14 protein-coding genes are annotated in these 17,173 nt (G+C 43.9%); 11 read left to right on the top strand and 3 right to left on the bottom strand.

The features are described from left to right. Positions 1-84 precede the first annotated feature (84 nt). Both SSV_RS08180 and SSV_RS08175 read right to left on the bottom strand, forming a co-directional pair. Positions 85-1,647 (bottom strand): beta-carotene 15,15'-monooxygenase, encoded by a 1,563-nt coding sequence (locus SSV_RS08180; protein ID WP_072074415.1) that lies wholly within the window; start codon positions 1,645-1,647, stop codon positions 85-87. After that, entirely contained in the window at positions 1,644-2,438 is a 795-nt protein-coding gene (locus SSV_RS08175; protein ID WP_072074414.1) for an ABC transporter ATP-binding protein, read from the bottom strand. Before SSV_RS08175 ends, SSV_RS08180 begins: the two co-directional genes overlap by 4 nt. 74 nt (positions 2,439-2,512) lie before the next feature. On the opposite strand from SSV_RS08175, the gene SSV_RS08170 reads away from it, so the two are divergent. Together SSV_RS08170 and SSV_RS08165 are read left to right on the top strand one after the other, a co-directional pair. Further along, positions 2,513-3,637 carry an AI-2E family transporter gene (locus SSV_RS08170; protein WP_002897049.1) on the top strand — a complete coding sequence of 375 codons (1,125 nt, stop codon included), beginning with the start codon at positions 2,513-2,515 and terminating at the stop codon, positions 3,635-3,637. Between the two features lie 151 nt (positions 3,638-3,788). Then, the gene (locus tag SSV_RS08165; protein ID WP_072074413.1) at positions 3,789-5,129 is read left to right on the top strand and encodes a hemolysin family protein; all 1,341 of its coding nucleotides are present in this window, start codon (positions 3,789-3,791) and stop codon (positions 5,127-5,129) included. A gap of 366 nt (positions 5,130-5,495) precedes the next feature. On the opposite strand, the gene treR is transcribed toward SSV_RS08165, so the two are convergent. Then, a complete protein-coding gene (treR, locus tag SSV_RS08160; RefSeq protein WP_176693629.1) occupies positions 5,496-6,209 on the bottom strand; it encodes a trehalose operon repressor in 714 nt (237 codons plus the stop codon). A gap of 187 nt (positions 6,210-6,396) precedes the next feature. On the opposite strand from treR, the gene treP reads away from it, so the two are divergent. The 9 genes from treP to SSV_RS08115 all read left to right on the top strand — a co-directional run bounded on the left by treP (position 6,397) and on the right by SSV_RS08115 (position 17,169). After that, positions 6,397-8,394, top strand: a complete 1,998-nt coding sequence (gene treP / locus SSV_RS08155; protein WP_072074411.1) for a PTS system trehalose-specific EIIBC component — start codon at positions 6,397-6,399, stop codon at positions 8,392-8,394. A gap of 72 nt (positions 8,395-8,466) precedes the next feature. Then, positions 8,467-10,098 (top strand): alpha,alpha-phosphotrehalase, encoded by a 1,632-nt coding sequence (treC, locus tag SSV_RS08150; protein WP_072074410.1) that lies wholly within the window; start codon positions 8,467-8,469, stop codon positions 10,096-10,098. A gap of 187 nt (positions 10,099-10,285) precedes the next feature. Then, positions 10,286-12,535, top strand: coding sequence for an endonuclease/exonuclease/phosphatase family protein (locus tag SSV_RS08145; protein ID WP_072074409.1), 2,250 nt, complete (start codon positions 10,286-10,288; stop codon positions 12,533-12,535). 225 nt (positions 12,536-12,760) lie between these two features. Further along, positions 12,761-13,570, top strand: coding sequence for a pyruvate formate-lyase-activating protein (pflA, locus tag SSV_RS08140; protein WP_072074408.1), 810 nt, complete (start codon positions 12,761-12,763; stop codon positions 13,568-13,570). 139 nt (positions 13,571-13,709) lie between these two features. Further along, positions 13,710-14,645, top strand: a complete 936-nt coding sequence (locus tag SSV_RS08135; RefSeq protein ID WP_072074407.1) for a manganese-dependent inorganic pyrophosphatase — start codon at positions 13,710-13,712, stop codon at positions 14,643-14,645. 92 nt (positions 14,646-14,737) lie between these two features. Further along, positions 14,738-15,250, top strand: a complete 513-nt coding sequence (locus SSV_RS08130; RefSeq protein WP_072074406.1) for a YiiX/YebB-like N1pC/P60 family cysteine hydrolase — start codon at positions 14,738-14,740, stop codon at positions 15,248-15,250. Then, positions 15,243-15,896 (top strand): DUF1803 domain-containing protein, encoded by a 654-nt coding sequence (locus SSV_RS08125; protein ID WP_072074405.1) that lies wholly within the window; start codon positions 15,243-15,245, stop codon positions 15,894-15,896. Before SSV_RS08130 ends, SSV_RS08125 begins: the two co-directional genes overlap by 8 nt. A 100-nt stretch (positions 15,897-15,996) precedes the next feature. Further along, a complete protein-coding gene (locus tag SSV_RS08120) occupies positions 15,997-16,191 on the top strand; it encodes a CsbD family protein (RefSeq protein WP_002894655.1) in 195 nt (64 codons plus the stop codon). Between the two features lie 219 nt (positions 16,192-16,410). Continuing rightward, complete coding sequence (locus tag SSV_RS08115; RefSeq protein WP_176693592.1) at positions 16,411-17,169, top strand: CPBP family intramembrane glutamic endopeptidase; 759 nt, start codon at positions 16,411-16,413, stop codon at positions 17,167-17,169. Positions 17,170-17,173 lie beyond the last annotated feature (4 nt).

Below are 17,173 nucleotides of genomic sequence, written 5' to 3'. Positions count from 1 at the left end.
TAAAAAGTTTCAGTTACAAATTCAACTTTGTGTCACTTAATATTCCTATAAAATTATAATAAATTCTTATCAAGTGTTCAAGTTTTATAGGTTTTTCTCAAGCTGGTCTGTTGATTTCCCTTTTCCTTTGTTCTTCCACCAATCGCTCAGGTCGACTAAGGATTGAGCGGCGGAAGGGATGAGAAGGAGGACATAGATATAGACATACTGGCTCTTGGTTTCCCAGAAGAAGTGGAAGAGGCCGCCCCCCAGGAGAAAGATGAAGGGATAGAGGTCAAAAGGCGTCAGCTTTTCCTCGGCGACGAAAAATTTATGTAGGATAAAGAAACAGGAGAGCAGATAGATACTGGCTAGCAGGGTCAAGAGCAGGAAATTAACAATCTGATAACCTTTTCTTTCCTCATAAATGCTGCGCAGGACAGCTGGCTTCATGTATTGTTGGCGCTCAATCTGAGGCCCAGTCCAGATAGACTGAAAAGTTGGCTCAGTCCAAGTGGATGTGACTTTTTCGTAGAAGAATTTGAGCGCATAAGCAGGATGCTTGCTGAAGTGAATCAGGATATCCTTCAAATCCCGAGTGGCCATTTCTGTAGCCAAATTTTCATCGTACTTGTTGCGCTTGAGAATTTTGGTATTGTAGGCATCGTACCAGCCTCCCAGACTCTGCCGATTAGGATCATCCCGCAGGCCCATAGTGATGTAGGCGATTTTTGGTGTGCCGACACCTATCTTGCCCCCAATCAGCTGCTCATAATAGGCCGTCAGAGCCTTGTTTGAAAGAACGATGCCGGCTAAAATCAGAATGATGACTAAGGGTTTCTTCCAAGACCATTTATAAAAAATGGACAGGAAGTAGACGCCGATCAGCATAATGGCAAAGATAATGTAGTTGTTGCGCAGGAGGCAGGCCAGACTGATGCTGGCAGCTCCCAGCAAAGCATAGAGTAAGTTTCCTTTCTGATCCAGCTTGATAAAAGCATAGAGACTGAGCAGACAGAAGAAGAGCCCAGGAATGGTGCCGTAGACAAAGAGGACGAAAAATAACTGTGGTAGAAAGAGAAAAGTCAGCAGAATCGTGTATTTCTGGATGATTTCTCTGGCATTGAGGAGAGCTGTAATCTTGTAAATCAAGAAATGACTGAGTAAAGTCCAGACGACATTCATGCTAAAGGCAAATTGAGTCGTCGGAGAAATAAAAGCATAAAGTCGCTCCAGAGTCATCAGTCCTAGCTGATGGGGATTGCGATACATGTAGCTTCCGACGGTCGTCAGTGAGCTGTAATCTCCTCGGTTAAAGGCTAGCGCTGCATTGAAAACGTGCTTGGCGTCAGCTCGGATGCGGCCATCGTAGGCCGTTATCAGAAAAATCGCTGCTGCTATAAAGATGAGGGACAGAATCCAAAAAAGATGCTTGGTCTGAACCTTTTCCAACAGGGGCCGGATTAAAAAGAGGCTGAGGACAAAGAGCAGGAGGATAGGGTAGAAATACCAAGGATTACTGACGAATTGGACCCCTTCAGCAATCCTTAAAGGGATGTAAGTGTGGGACAGCAGAATCTGCCCAGACAGGAAAAGCAAGGCAATCGCAGTCATGGTTAGAATCAGAAAATAGCCCAAATTGAAGATTGTGTTAGAAAATTGCTTCATGAGGACCTGACCTCCACCTTGACGAAATAGCGGTCTTCTCCCAGCTCAATCAGCTCGACTGGCTGAGGATAGAAGCGATCCATGACCTCTTTTTGAAGTATGTCTTCTTTAGGACCTTGGGCTATAATTTCTCCTTCTTTTAGGAGAAGGACATGATCCATAGTAGCAGTGATTTCTTCTACATGGTGGGTGACATAGAGGATTGTTGGAGCCTGATTCATCTGTGTAATCTTACCAATTTGATCCAGCAGGCGCTCGCGGGCAAAGAGATCCAGACCGCTGGTCGCTTCGTCTAAGATAAGCAGTTCTGGCTTTTCCATGAGACTGCGCGCAATCAGCAAGAGCTGTTTTTCCCCTTGAGACAGACTAGCGTAGCTTCGGCCAATCAATTCTTGCCCGCCAATGGAAGCCAGCATTTCCCTAGCTTGATTCAGCTCAGTTTGCCCGTAAGTAGCATAGAGAATACTGCTTTTATACTTGCCTGTCAGGACGATTTCTTCGGCAGTGAGATGGCTGGGCAGATGCTCAGCAATGAAGGAGCCGACTACTCCAATCTTAGTTCGCAGCTGAGGAATGTCGCCGGCACCAAATTCCGTACCGAGAACCGTCACCTTGCCCTGAGTCTTCCAATGCTCAGCCATGAGCAGGCGCAGAAGAGTAGACTTTCCAGAACCGTTGAGACCGAGAATAGCCCAATGCTCCCCCTTTTTCACCTGCCAGTTGAGATCTTTTAAGATGGTTCGGCCTTGTTTAGCTAAGCTTACATTTTCCAGTTTGATAATCTTTTCCATTTTTACTCTTTCTTTCGTTAAATCTCCTTTATTATAACAAAATTTATGGTAAAATAACTGATAGGAGGAGTCAAATGTTTCATAAAAGTAAGCTGATGTTTTGGACCAGTGAGGTCCTTTTGCTAACGATTATCTTCTTTATCTGGCGCCAGATGGGGGATATGATAACCCCGATTGTTAGCGTTGTGAATACCATCTTGATTCCCTTTCTTGTGGGAGGATTTCTTTACTATATTACGAATCCGCTGGTGAAATTTCTCCAGGAAAAGCTCAAAATCAATCGAATGATTGGGATTCTGATTACGCTCAGCCTTTTGTTTGGCTTGATTGCTTTGGGCGTTATTTATCTCTTGCCGATTTTGATTAATCAGCTGAGCAGCTTGATTAATTCAACGCAAGGCCTTTATTGGGAAATTCAAAGTTTTGTCAACCAATTATCTAAAAATCCGCTCTTTCGGAATCTGAATATCCAGTCCACCATCCAGCAGCTTAACCTGTCTTATGTGGATATTCTGCAGAATATTCTCAACAGTGTGACCAACAGTCTGGGCAGTGTTCTGTCAGCAGTTGTCAATACGCTGATGATTTTAATTATGACGCCGATTTTCTTAGTTTACTTCCTCATGGACGGCCATAAACTTTTGCCCATGCTGGAGCGGACAGTCCTCAAGCGCGATAAGCTCAATATCTCCAGTTTGCTGACCAATCTCAATGCTACTGTTGCCCGCTATATCAGCGGGATTTCAATCGATGCCCTGATTATCGGCGCTCTGGCTTATATTGGCTATAGCGTGATTGGACTCAAGTACGCTTTGGTCTTTGCTATTTTCTCCAGTCTTGCTAATCTGATTCCTTATGTAGGACCGAGTATCGGCTTGATTCCCATGGTCATTACGTATGCCTTTACCGATCCTCAGAAGATGGTGGCGGCCTTGATTTACATGCTGATTATCCAGCAGGTAGATGGGAATATCCTCTATCCCCGTATCGTTGGTGGTGTGATGAAAGTCCATCCCATTACTATCATGGTGCTCTTGCTTCTATCCAGCAATATCTATGGCGTTCTAGGGATGATTGTGGCAATCCCGACCTATTCTATCCTCAAAGAAATCGCCAAGTTCTTGGCCAATCTCTATGACAATCACAAGGAAGCCCAGCAGCAGAAGAAGAACGAAGAATTTGGGATTATTAATAAATAAGGATGAGTTTGGTAATCGATTGATTCCAGAGTCTCAAGATTAGAAAATAAGACGGAAGGAAGGCCTTCCGTCTTATTTTCATTTCCTGTGCACTAAATTTAAAAATATGATATAATCAGATTTACTTATACATTTCGAGGAGAAAGAATCAATGGAAGACCCTGGCAGTCAGAATATGTTATGGCAAGCCTTACTACTGTTTATATTGACTTTGTTAAATGCCTTTTTCTCAGCTGCTGAGATGGCAATGGTATCGCTCAATCGGGCGCGTGTGGAGCAAAAGGCTGAGGAGGGCGACCTCAAGTATAGCCGCCTTTTGGCGGTCTTAGAAAGCCCTAATAATTTCTTATCAACCATTCAGGTTGGGATTACAGTTATCAATATCCTGTCTGGGGCCAGCTTTGCGGATAATCTGGGAAAACTTTTCTCTTCTTGGCTGGGAAATTCCGAAACTGCACGTGCTATCGGAACTTTCTTGGCTTTGGTCTTGTTGACATATATTTCTATTGTTTTGGGCGAGCTTTATCCTAAGCGCATTGCCATGAACCTGAAAGATAATCTAGCTGTGCGGGCAGCGCCGGTCATTATCTTTCTTGGCAAGATTGTCAGTCCCTTCGTCTGGTTGCTGTCAGCTTCAACCAATCTGCTGAGCCGGATAACGCCGATGAAGTTTGATGATGCAGACGAAAAGATGACTCGGGACGAGATTGAGTATATGCTGACCAAGAGCGAAGAGACCTTGGATGCGGACGAGATTGAGATGCTTCAGGGGATTTTCTCTCTGGATGAGCTGATGGCGCGTGAACTGATGGTGCCACGGACGGATGCTTTTATGGTGGACATTCAGGACGACACTCAAGAAATCATCAAAAGTATCCTTAAGCAGAGCTTCTCGCGGATTCCTGTCTATGATGGGGATAAAGACAATGTCATCGGTCTGATTCATACAAAGCGACTGCTCAATGAAGGATTCGTCAATGGTTTTGACAATATTGTTCTGCGTAAGATTCTGCAGGAGCCACTCTTTGTACCGGAAACCATGTTTGTCGATGATTTGCTCAAGGAGCTGCGCAACACGCAAAATCAAATGGCCATTCTCTTGGATGAGTATGGTGGTATGGCTGGTCTGGTCACACTGGAAGACCTCTTGGAGGAGATTGTTGGTGAGATCGACGATGAGACAGACAAGGCTGAAATCGAAGTCCATGAAATCGGTGAGAATACCTACATCGTCTTAGGAACCATGACCCTCAATGACTTTAATGAATACTTTGAAGTTGAGATTGAAAGCGACGATGTGGATACGATTGCTGGTTATTACTTGACTTGTGTGGGGACTATTCCAGATCCGAAAGAGCGCATTAGCTACGAAGTCGAAAGTCTAAATAAGCGACTCATTTTAACCAATGACAAGGTAAAAAATGGCCGTGTTACGAAGGTGAAGGTTGAAATTTCAGACATTATTGAAGAAGCAGAAAAGGCTGAGAAATAAACTCAGCCTTTTAAGTTTCCTTCAAGTTTTTTATAAGTCTGTCTTAAGTTTCTGGGATTATACTAATAGCATCAAAATAGAAATGAGGACAGTCCAATGACATCTAAAGTTACCCTATATGATAAGCAAGTATTGACATTCTCTCAGGCGAAGAAGTAAGAAAGGAAGTAATAAGAATCAGTAACGTTTAAAAAGCAGCAGAAGCCCTTAACTAATTTTTTCATATAAATCTCCTAAAACAAGTAAAAAGAAATTTTGAGGCTCTTTGTCGCTCCAAAACAAGGCAGCCTTAGACTACTCATAAAAGAAACCACCTCTGCCAGCTGGAAGGCAGAGGTGGTTTTGTGGCCTAGATGGAACTCAAGGTTATTCTTTCTGACGCTTAGCAAAATCCACAAAGCGAAATTTGTCGAGCTTGTGGCGGCTCTCGGTATATTGAAACTGGCGGCCGTCTGCCAGATAGACTTGAGACTTGACAGAGACGACCTGCTGGTCCTTACCTAGGTCCATGAGAATCTTGTCTCGGTCATTGGCGTGGTCAATGGTAAATTCCTTCTTGGCATAGGCAATGTTGAGTTTTAAGTCATTTTCCAAATAGGCATAAATGGACTGCTCAGCGATTTCCCTTGTCAAGTCAGGGACGATGCCCTTGTCTAAATAGTCAATATCTAAGACCGAGGCGACTTGGTCTACAACGCGCTGACGGACGATTCGCCAAACTAGTCGGTAGGGAGGGAAGCCAGTGATGTCGGACAGTTTCTGATCTACGGTAATCTTTTCCAAGCTGACAACATTGGTTTTGGACTGCATATTGTTCTGCTTGACTACTTCTTGATAGCTGGTCAGCTTAGACACAGGAAAGTCAAACTGTTCATGCTTGATGACTTTGGAACCTTGTCCTCTGACTTTTTCAATCACTCCTTCATCCTGCAGCAGCGCCAGAGCCTTGCGGACTGTATCGCGGCTAACCTGGTAGTCTTCTGTCAGCTGGTGTTCGCTGGGCAAGAAGTCTCCGACTGCATAACGTTCCTCCAAAATATCTTTCTCAATCTGTTTGAACAATTGTTTGTATTTCTTCATCATAAACTCCACTTGTTTTCTTTTTTACATACAACCTAGAAAATTTTATCAAAAATGAGGGCTTTTTTCAACAAACAACTTGCCTACATCTTTGAAATCGATTACAATAATTTGTAGAGATGTGTTGAAAAACTAACTCGTAAAAAATATAAGGAGAGTGCTGGATTCTCATTCAGCCAGTAGTCAAATGGGAAAATTTGAGAAGGAAGCCAAAGATCTGCTAGATGCAATCGGCGGCAAAGAGAATGTCACAGCAGTTAGCCACTGCGCAACGCGGATGCGCTTTGTACTTGGCGACGGTAAAAAGGCCAACATCAAGGCTATTGAGGCAATCCCAGTGGTCAAGGGAACTTTCACAAATGCTGGGCAATTCCAAGTCATCATTGGAAATGATGTGCCAATCTTTTACAATGACTTCACTGCTGTGTCAGGTATTGAGGGAGTATCAAAAGAAGCAGCAAAGTCTGCTGCTAAGAGCAACCAAAATCCCCTTCAGCGGGTTATGGCCACTCTGGCAGAAATTTTTACCCCGATCATTCCAGCTTTGATTGTTGGAGGGTTAATCCTTGGCTTCCGCAATGTCCTTGAGGGCGTGCATTGGTCTATGTTGGATGGGAAAACAATCACAGAGGTATCCAAATTCTGGTCTGGAATAAACCATTTCTTGTGGCTTCCGGGAGAAGCAATTTTCCAATTCCTGCCAGTTGGAATTACTTGGTCTGTTTCTCGTAAAATGGGAACGAGCCAAATTCTTGGGATTGTCTTGGGAATCTGTTTGGTGTCCCCACAATTGCTCAATGCTTATTCAGTAGCATCGACACCAGCAGCTGAAATTGCCAAAGATTGGGTTTGGGATTTCGGTTTCTTCACTGTCAATCGTGTTGGTTACCAAGCTCAGGTTATTCCGGCACTTTTAGCAGGTTTATCTCTATCTTATCTGGAAATCTTTTGGCGTAAACATATTCCAGAAGTAGTGTCTATGATTTTTGTGCCATTCTTATCATTGATTCCAGCTCTGATTCTGGCTCATACTGTCTTGGGTCCTATCGGTTGGACAATCGGTCAGGGGCTTTCAACAGTTGTACTTGCAGGTTTAACTGGTCCAGTTAAATGGCTCTTTGGCGCAGTATTTGGTGCTCTTTATGCTCCATTTGTTATCACAGGTCTTCACCATATGACCAATGCCATTGATACTCAGTTGGTAGCTGATGCCGGTGGTACTGGTCTTTGGCCCATGATTGCTCTGTCCAATATCGCTCAAGGCTCAGCTGTATTTGCTTATTACCTTATGAAACGCCATGATGAGCGGGAAGCGCAAATTTCCCTGCCTGCTACCATTTCAGCTTACCTAGGTGTTACTGAGCCTGCTCTCTTCGGGGTCAATGTCAAGTACGTTTATCCATTTGTTGCGGGAATGATTGGTTCGTCTATTGCGGGTCTGCTTTCTGTAACCTTTAATATAACAGCAAATGCCATTGGTATTGGTGGTTTACCAGGTATCCTTTCTATCCAAGCAAAATATATGATTCCATTTGCAGGAGTTATGCTTGTAGCAATCCTTGTACCAATGTTCCTGACTTTCTTCTTCCACAAGACAGGCTTCTTAATGAAGACTGAGGAAGATCCAGAATTGCAGGCAGAGTTTGCAGCTCAGGAAGAGGCAGAATTTGCTGGGACTTCCAAAGCCGAGTCATCTCCAGAATTGCAGGCAGCTGATTTATCAGTTCCTGTAACGATTACTAGTCCGCTGGCAGGAGAAGTCAAAGAATTGAGTCAGGCAACGGATCCTGTCTTTGCACAAGGTTTGATGGGCCGCGGAGTTGTCATTGTTCCTAGCCAAGGTGAGTTGGTTTCACCAGTCAATGGAACAGTAACCGTCTTCTTCCCAACCAAGCATGCCATCGGCATCTTGTCAGATGAAGGGGTTGAAATCCTGATGCATATCGGAATGGACACTGTTAATCTGGAGGGCAAAGGCTTTGAAGGTTATGTATCTCAAGGAGATAAGGTCAAGGAAGGCGACAAGCTCATTTCCTTTGATATAGACATGATCAAGAAAGCGGGCTATGTAACAGAAACACCAGTCATCATTACAAACTCAGACAGTTATCAGGTGGAGGAACTTGAACAACTTCCTCGGGCAGTTGAGCGAGGTAGTCAGTTGATGAACGCTAAGCCACTTTAAAGAAAAATGAAATGACTATAGAAAGGGACGGTTCTTTAAAATCTGTCCCTTTTCTCAAAAAAAGGAGAAAATATGACACTTGATAAAACAAAGGTTGTCTACCAGATCTATCCAAAATCTTTTAAAGACACGACTGGCAACGGTTTGGGAGATTTTCGCGGGATTATTGAAGAACTTTCCTATCTGAAAGAGCTGGGAGTGGACATGATCTGGCTCAATCCTTTCTATCCGAGTCCGCAACGGGACAATGGTTATGATATTTCTGACTATACTGCGGTTGATCCTATCTTTGGAGATATGGCGGATTTTGAAGAGATGGTCAAGGTTGGCCAGCAGCATGGTATTGACTTTATGCTGGACATGGTTCTCAATCATTGCTCGATTGAACATGAGTGGTTCCAAAAGGCGCTGGCTGGAGATTCCTACTATCAGGACTTTTTTATCCTGCGAGATGAGCCAACGGACTGGCTGTCCAAGTTTGGCGGCAGTGCCTGGGCGCCATTTGGCGATTCGGGCAAATATTATCTGCATCTTTATGATGTTACTCAAGCAGATCTTAATTGGCGCAATCCCAATGTTCGTAAAGAGCTCTTCAAGGTGGTGAATTTTTGGCGAGACAAAGGAGTCAAGGGCTTCCGCTTTGATGTCATCAATGTCATCGGAAAAGATGAGGTACTGACGGACTGTCCAGAGCAGGAGGGCAAGCCAGCCTATACTGATAAGCCAATCGTCCATGACTACCTGCGTATGATGAACGAAGCAACCTTTGGTCAGGACGAGTCCGTTATGACGGTTGGCGAAATGAGCGCTACGACGATTGAGAATTGCATCCTTTACACCGCACCAGACCGGCAGGAGCTATCCATGGCTTTTAATTTCCATCATCTCAAGGTGGACTATGAGGCTGGACAGAAGTGGACGCTTAAGGCTTTTGATTTTGAAGAGTTAAAACGCCTCTTCCATACTTGGGGCAAGGAAATGAGCGATCACGACGGTTGGTCAGCACTTTTTTGGAACAACCATGATCAGCCGCGAGCTCTCAACCGCTTTGTCGATGTAGAGAATTTTCGTAATGAAGGAGCGACCATGCTGGCAGCCAGTATTCATCTGTCGCGCGGGACGCCTTATATCTACATGGGTGAGGAGATTGGCATGGTGGATCCTGACTACGACTCCATGGAAGATTATGTAGATGTCGAGTCTCTCAATGCTTACCAGACTCTGCTTGCTGAAGGTCAATCGCCAGAAGCAGCTTTCAGGATTATCAAGGCTAAATCTCGTGATAATTCTCGGACACCTATGCAGTGGGATGATTCAGTCAATGCAGGTTTTACAACAGGAACTCCATGGCTGAAGGCGGGTAAATCCTACCCTCTCATCAATGTGGAAAATGAAATCAAGGGACCAATCTTTACCTTTTATCAGAAATTGATTGCCCTGCGTAAGGAACTGCCTATCATCACAGAGGGCAGCTATCAGCCAGCTTATGAGGATAGTCCTCAGGTCTATGCCTTTGAGCGGGAGTGGCAAGGACAAAAACTTTTAGTCCTTAACAACTTCTATGCTGATCCGATTACGGTGGACATCCTGCCGGATTATCAAAATGGTCAGGTTCTCCTGTCCAATTACGGCAAGAATCAGGTTGACCATGTGCTGACCCTGCAGCCATACGAAACCTTGGCAATCTTAGTAGGGGAAAACTAAAGTCTCGAAAGAATCTGGAAAAAATTTCAGATTCTTTTTTCTGTGTTGGGCCAGCCTAGACAAGTATTTTTCTGAAGTGAGAGAAACTAATACAGAATTTTGAGAAAGCCTTTGCAAAATTTGATTCTTTTCTTTATAATAAAAATTAAATAGGATAATATACATTTATACAGAAAAGGAGAAGTTCATGAAAAAACAAGTTTCTTACAGGCAGCTCTTTCCCACAGTGGTCTTGCTAGTTGCTTTTTTATTCCTGCTTTTTTCTGTCCAACCGGTCGGAGCAGAAGAAGCGGTAAGTTCGTCGACTTCAGATGCGGCAGATCTCACAGAGAATCCGACTGTAAGCGATGAGTCGGTTGCCAGTCAAGCAGAGAGTCCATCTGCAGAATCGGGAGAGTCAATGCCAGCTTCTACAGAGACAGTGGAAAAGGCAGACCAAGCCCCTGCTGCAGCACAGGCTGCGGCTAGCGGACCAGAAGTTGTTTCCAATGTGGGAACCATTCAGGGAGAATCACAAGCCTCTCCCTATGAGGACAAAGAAGTTCAAGTTTCCAATGTAGTTGTGACGAAAACAGACCGCTATGGTTTTTATGTTCAAGACGTGACTCCTGATGGAAACAGCAGGACTTCTGATGCTCTTTATGTTGTTTCTAAAGAAAAAGTTGATATTGGAGACAAACTTAGTCTTGAAGGTCGCATTAAAGAAGGCTATATGGAAGAGCTCAGCGTTCGTCAGGGGCAGACTTTCAACAAGCCCAGTGATAGTTTGACAGTTACCATGCTGGTGGCTTCCAAGGTGACCAAGGAAGGGAAAGCTGATTTGCCTGATCCAGTAGACATCGTGGCTAATATGCCTCAGGATACGGTCGATAACAATATTAATAATTATCAGCCTCAAAGTGAAGCGTTGGACTACTGGGAAAGTTTGGAAGGAATGTTGACGACGGTGAAGAGGCCCCGCGTTTTAGGCCCGCAGTACCGTGGAGACATTTATCTCTTACCTGAAGGTTACCAAGCCTTGCCATTAAACAATATCGGAGGTCTTAATCTTCGTCCAAACGCTCAAAATACCGCAACCATTCCAGTCTATGTTGGCAATAAATTTATTGCCAAGGCCAAGGATTATTTCAATGGTGATGTGGTCGGAGTCGTAACTTATCGTGGGAAGATTTACAAGCTGGAGCCGATTCAGCTGCCTGATTTGGTGGACGGTGGCTTGCAGAGACAGGTCTCTCCTATCTATCCAAGCGAGGACAAGCTGACCATTGCTTCCTACAATATCGAGAATTTTTCTGCTAATGCTAAAAAAGGTGAAACACCTGAGGAAAAAGTGACTAGAATCGCCAATTCCTTTATCAATGAGATCCACAGTCCAGATATCATCACGCTCATTGAAGTTCAAGATGAGAATGGCAGTGTTAATGACGGAACGACCAGCGGTGTCAAAAGCGGTGAGAAACTAGCGGCCCGCATCAAAGAACTGGGTGGAAAAACTTACAAGTACACCGAAGTTGCCCCCCTTGACGGTCAAGATGGAGGCAAGCCTGGCTCTAATATCCGCGTGGCCTTTCTCTACGATCCAAACCGGGTGAAGTTAGTCGAAAAAGAAGCCGGTACGAGTGACGAAGCAGCTAGCTTCTCCGGTGGCCATTTGGTTAAGAATCCTGCCCGAATCGAACCGACCAATCCAGCCTTTACCAAGGTTCGTAAATCCTTGGCAGCTGAGTTTGAATTTAAGGGACAGCATATCGTTGTTATCGCCAATCATTTGAAGTCCAAGATTGGGGATGATGCCGTGTATGGCTCCGCTCAGCCAGCAGTTCAGCATACGCAGGCTGCTCGGATAGAGCAGGCTAAAATTTTAAATAGCTTTGTTCAAGAAGGGCTGAGACAAAATCCTAACCTTAAGTTTGTGTTGACTGGTGATTTTAATGATTTTGAATTTTCCGAAACAGCTAAAGCACTGGCAGGTAATGAACTCATTAATCTCATGCAGGAACATGACACGGCTGACCGTTATTCCTACTTCTACCGCGGCAGCAACCAAAGCTTGGACAATATTTTCATTTCGAAGAACCTGGCTGGAAAGGCAGTCTTTGCGCCTGTCCATATCAATGCCTCTTTCATGGAGGAACATGGCAGAGCTTCAGACCATGATCCCGTAGTGGTGCAGCTGGACTTTTCTAAGGATGTCGCAGCTTCGTCTTCTGACAGCTCCCAACCGTCTCAATCAACTGGACAATCTTCTGTAGCAGCAGAGCAAGGAGCTCCGTCTCAGACCAATCCTCCATCGTCCAATCAAACTGGACAAGGTCAGACAGTTGGCAGCAAGAAGAAGGGACTCCCGCAGACCGGCCAAAATAACAGTAGCTGGGCAGTCTTGGGATTGACCTTGCTGATGTTTGCTTTTACTCTCAAAAAGAGAAGCAGAAATTAACTAAAATCAATTTAAAAAGCGAAATCAGGGTGGAATAAAGATTCTGCCCTGCTTTTTTATTTGCCTACTACTTTCGCCCTAAAGTTTCATCTGTTGTAAAACACTGAAAATGAAACTGAAAAACAGTTTGTTTTCTAAAAAATAGGCAAATTAAGTCTATTTTTGCTTTAATCATGTTATAATGTAGTTAGTTATAAAACGTTTTCAGACTTAAGAGGTTTTGCGATGGTTGAAGAGAAAATTGAAGAAGCAGTTGATTATGGAAAGGTAACGGGCATGGTCCACTCCACCGAAAGTTTTGGAGCTGTTGATGGACCGGGTATCCGTTTTATTGTTTTTTTGCAGGGCTGCCACATGCGCTGCCAGTATTGCCATAATCCGGATACTTGGGAGATGGAGACCAACAAATCTCAGCTGCGGACAGTGGATGATGTTTTACAAGAAGCTCTCCGTTATAAGGGTTTCTGGGGCAATAAAGGGGGAATCACTGTCAGTGGAGGAGAAGCCTTGCTGCAGATTGATTTTTTGATTGCCCTCTTTACCAAGGCTAAGGAGCTGGGCATTCACTGTACATTGGATACCTGTGCGCTACCATTCAGAAATACGCCTCGCTATCTGAAAAAATTTGACAAGCTTATGGCAGTCACCGACCTTGTCCTGCTAGACATCAAGGAGATTAACGAAGAACAGCACAAAATTGTGACCAGCCAGACCAACAAGAATATCTTGGCTTGTGCCAAGTACCTGTCTGATATTGGAAAACCAGTCTGGATTCGCCATGTCTTGGTGCCAGGATTGACCGATCGCGATGATGACTTGATTGAGCTAGGTAAATTTGTAAAGACGCTGAATAATGTTGATAAGTTTGAAATTCTACCTTACCATACCATGGGAGAATTTAAATGGCGGGAGCTGGGCATCCCTTACAAGCTGGAAGGAGTTAAGCCTCCGACAGCTGATCGGGTCAAGAATGCCAAGGAGCTCATGCAGACTGAGTCCTATACAGAGTATATGAATCGGGTGCATAATAGCTAATCTACTTTGAGTATGAATAAATGGGCTGGTGGGCTAACCAGTCCATTTTTCTTAAGAAAATGTCCTTCTGCTTTTGTGAAATGCCTGTAATTATGGTAAAATAAATGCAATAAACATTATATAAAAGAAGAGGTTTATCATGTCTAAAATTTTAGTTTTCGGTCACCAAAATCCTGACTCAGATGCCATTGGTTCATCTTACGCTTTTGCTTACTTGGCTCGCGAAGCTTATGGCTTGGATACAGAAGCTGTTGCTCTGGGTGAGCCTAATGAAGAAACTGCCTTTGTTTTAGATTACTTTGGTGTAGCTGCGCCGCGCGTGATTACATCTGCCAAGGCAGAGGGAGCTGAGCAAGTCATCTTGACAGACCATAATGAATTCCAGCAGTCTGTAGCAGATATTGCTGAAGTTGAAGTTTATGGCGTGGTGGACCACCACCGTGTAGGCAACTTTGAAACAGCTAGTCCCCTTTACATGCGCTTGGAGCCAGTGGGATCTGCTTCCTCTATTGTTTACCGCATGTTCAAGGAGCACGGCGTAGCAGTTCCAAAAGAGATTGCAGGACTGCTGCTGTCAGGTTTGATCTCTGACACTCTCTTGCTCAAGTCACCAACTACCCACCCAACTGACAAGGCTATTGCACCAGAATTGGCTGAGCTGGCTGGTGTCAACTTGGAAGAGTATGGTTTGGCTATGCTCAAGGCAGGTACAAACTTGGCTAGCAAGTCTGCAGAAGAATTAATTGACATTGATGCTAAAACCTTTGAGCTGAACGGAAACAATGTCCGTGTAGCACAGGTCAACACTGTTGATATTGCCGAAGTTTTGGAGCGTCAGGCAGAAATCGAAGCTGCTATTGAGAAAACAAACGCTGAAAATGGCTACTCTGACTTCGTCTTGATGATTACTGACATTATCAACTCAGACTCAGAGATTCTGGCTATCGGAAGCAATATGGACAAGGTCGAAGCAGCCTTTAACTTTGTTCTTGAGAATAACCATGCTTTCCTAGCAGGCGCTGTCTCTCGTAAGAAGCAGGTGGTACCTCAACTGACAGCAAGTTTTAATGCTTAAAAAGCTCATTTGAATAGATTAGTTACTAGATGAGGGACCATTCCCCTCATACTTAAAAGGAGTTTCGGCTCCTTTTTTGATAGACGAGAGAAATGAAGATTCAAGATTTACAAGACGGAGATTTGATTTTTACAGTCGGAGCTTCAGAAATTGCTGCAGCAATCCGAGCAGCAACTGGTTCATACAGCCATGTGGCCATCTTTTTTAATGGTGAGATTTTTCATGCAACCCATGAGAAGGGTGTTGTCAATCAAGATTTGTCTGATTTTTTGCAGGATGAGGATGTTTATGACGTGTACCGCTATCCAGCTATTGAAGCAGAAGCTGTCTTTAAAAGGGCCAAATTACATCTAGGAAAGCCATACAATTTCAGTTTTTATCCGCAGTCCGATGGTTTTTACTGCTCGGAGTATATTGCGGAGATTTTGCCGATTTTTGATACGATTCCCATGCAGTTTGGCGATGAGGAAAATCTAATTTCTGATTTTTGGCAGGAATATTATCGGGACTTGGGCTTAGCGGTTCCCCTAGGTCAGCCCGGGACGAATCCTAGTCAGTTGGCTCAGTCAAGAAAACTCATCTACAAAGGAGAACTCCATGATTAAAATTATAAATCCCAGCCGTTTGACACGCCAGCCTTTTTTTCAGGAATTGATTGATTATTTGGACCAGCATGAGGCAGTGATTCTACGTGAGATTAAGCGAGAGTTTGAGGACGTGGCTAATATTGACCGCTCGATAGAGGACTATATCAAAGCTGGCTACATCCGGCGGGAGAACAAGCGATATTACCTGTCGCTGCCTTTTGTGGAAAGTTTGGAGGATTTGCGATTGGACCAGGAGGTCTTTATCAGTGATGATAGTCCCCTCTATCAGGAACTCTTGGAGCTGCGCTTTGAGACCCAGCTTTCCAATCAGACCAATGCGGCGGTCTTGCTGGAAGAGACAGATTTTCAGCGGGATAAGCTGACCTTGGCTAATTATTTTTACAAGATGCAGCGTCAATATCCGCTTTCTGAGGCACAAAAGCCCCTCTATGCTGTCTTGGGCGATGTCAATCCCGAGTATGCTCTCAAGTATATGACGACTTTTCTCCTCAAGTATGTCCGCAAGGATGAGCTCATGCAGAAGCGGCGGGACATTTTTGTCGATAGCCTAGTAATCTTGGGCTATATCCGGCAAAACGAAGTAGGCAAGTATGAGTTGCAGGCCAGCTTTGATAAGGAGAGATTGATTTTCCAGCTGGACTGATTTTCTCATAGAATGAGCAGAATATTTGACCTTTGAAAAGAAAAATCCTATACTACTGTAAACGGTATCAGAAACCGTAAAAAAGAATGGAGGCAATCATATGTCACTAGAAAATAAATTCGATCAAGCCAAAGGCGCTGTTAAAGAAGGCGTGGGCAAAGTTACAGGCGATAACAAGACTGAAGCAGAAGGCTTTGTAGAAAAAACTGTTGCCAAAGCCAAAGAAGTTGCTGAAGATGCTAAAGAAGCTGTAGAAGGTGCCGTTGAAGGTATCAAAAACAGCTTGGATAAATAAGAATAGTGAGAAGAGAGTTAAAATTTGACTCTCTTTTTTCCTTTCCAAGTAGAGATGAACTCTTTTTTTCAGTTTCTGACTATAGATGAACATATTAAGCAGTAATAAAAAAGTTTTATAAATTTGTAAATAATAAAAATTTAAGCTTTTCATGCTAAGATAGAAATATAAAAAAGAACCTGAAATGATGATATAAATTTACAGGTGGTGAAAGGAAAGATGATGAAACGATTGACACACCTACACCCCTCAAAGCCTTTGAAAGAGTTGAGGTGGTTTGATATTGCTGTGATTACTCTGCTCATGTTTGGGCAGTTTATTTACCGCTCAACGGAGCTTTATTTAGCTAGCTTTGCGCCAGCCGCCAGCACAGGAGCGACTGAAACGGTGACCAATACAGTCACTGAAGGAGCGGCTTTTTCTAGCAATTTCAATTTTCAGCTGCTGATGCTGTTTTTGACCATTCTTTATCTATTGCTTCGGCGCTTTGACTTTAAGCAGCTTCCTATCCGTCTGAGCTGGTCGGTTCTCCTTTGGACTCCGCTTATTTTTGTAGTGGTAGGCTTCTTTGGTGACATTGTGACGACCCTGAGCGGCGAGTATAATTACTTTGATCCAACTCTCTGGTCTTATGTAGATGTTCTGGAAATCTTCCGGAAATTTGCTGAACTGACACCTATGGCTATTCTATACGGGCTTCTCAATGGCTTCTATGAGGAATTCTTCTTTCTAGGACTTATGACTTCTGTTAAGGATAAGTATAAGTGGTGGGCTCTGGCCTATTCTACCATCATTCGGATTTCTTTCCACACCTATCAGGGCATGCTGTGGGCCTTGGTTATCGGAGTGGTGTACGGTCTCTTTTACTATTTCCTTTACAAGTACAAGGTCAAGAATCTCCTGCCTTTCTTTCTCATGCACGCTTTGGCAGATATGTTTGGCTCCAGCTTGATGTACGTTCTGATTAAATGGCAGTAATTTT

Origin of the sequence: Streptococcus sanguinis, from assembly GCF_001078705.1 — a bacterium.
Classification (GTDB): Bacteria; Bacillota; Bacilli; order Lactobacillales; family Streptococcaceae; genus Streptococcus; species Streptococcus sanguinis_D.
The sequence above is the reverse complement of the archived record's forward strand: the minus strand, read 5'-3'. Positions and strand labels throughout refer to the sequence as shown.

Excerpts from the sequence above, each read along its gene's own strand:
- SSV_RS08180 (WP_072074415.1), bottom strand. The coding sequence starts at position 1,647 with ATGAAGCAATTTTCTAACACAATCTTCAATTTGGGCTATTTTCTGATT.
- SSV_RS08175 (WP_072074414.1), bottom strand. The coding sequence starts at position 2,438 with ATGGAAAAGATTATCAAACTGGAAAATGTAAGCTTAGCTAAACAAGGC.
- SSV_RS08170 (WP_002897049.1), top strand. The coding sequence starts at position 2,513 with ATGTTTCATAAAAGTAAGCTGATGTTTTGGACCAGTGAGGTCCTTTTG.
- SSV_RS08165 (WP_072074413.1), top strand. The coding sequence starts at position 3,789 with ATGGAAGACCCTGGCAGTCAGAATATGTTATGGCAAGCCTTACTACTG.
- treR (WP_176693629.1), bottom strand. The coding sequence starts at position 6,209 with ATGAAGAAATACAAACAATTGTTCAAACAGATTGAGAAAGATATTTTG.
- treP (WP_072074411.1), top strand. The coding sequence starts at position 6,397 with ATGGGAAAATTTGAGAAGGAAGCCAAAGATCTGCTAGATGCAATCGGC.
- treC (WP_072074410.1), top strand. The coding sequence starts at position 8,467 with ATGACACTTGATAAAACAAAGGTTGTCTACCAGATCTATCCAAAATCT.
- SSV_RS08145 (WP_072074409.1), top strand. The coding sequence starts at position 10,286 with ATGAAAAAACAAGTTTCTTACAGGCAGCTCTTTCCCACAGTGGTCTTG.
- pflA (WP_072074408.1), top strand. The coding sequence starts at position 12,761 with ATGGTTGAAGAGAAAATTGAAGAAGCAGTTGATTATGGAAAGGTAACG.
- SSV_RS08135 (WP_072074407.1), top strand. The coding sequence starts at position 13,710 with ATGTCTAAAATTTTAGTTTTCGGTCACCAAAATCCTGACTCAGATGCC.
- SSV_RS08130 (WP_072074406.1), top strand. The coding sequence starts at position 14,738 with ATGAAGATTCAAGATTTACAAGACGGAGATTTGATTTTTACAGTCGGA.
- SSV_RS08125 (WP_072074405.1), top strand. The coding sequence starts at position 15,243 with ATGATTAAAATTATAAATCCCAGCCGTTTGACACGCCAGCCTTTTTTT.
- SSV_RS08120 (WP_002894655.1), top strand. The coding sequence starts at position 15,997 with ATGTCACTAGAAAATAAATTCGATCAAGCCAAAGGCGCTGTTAAAGAA.
- SSV_RS08115 (WP_176693592.1), top strand. The coding sequence starts at position 16,411 with ATGATGAAACGATTGACACACCTACACCCCTCAAAGCCTTTGAAAGAG.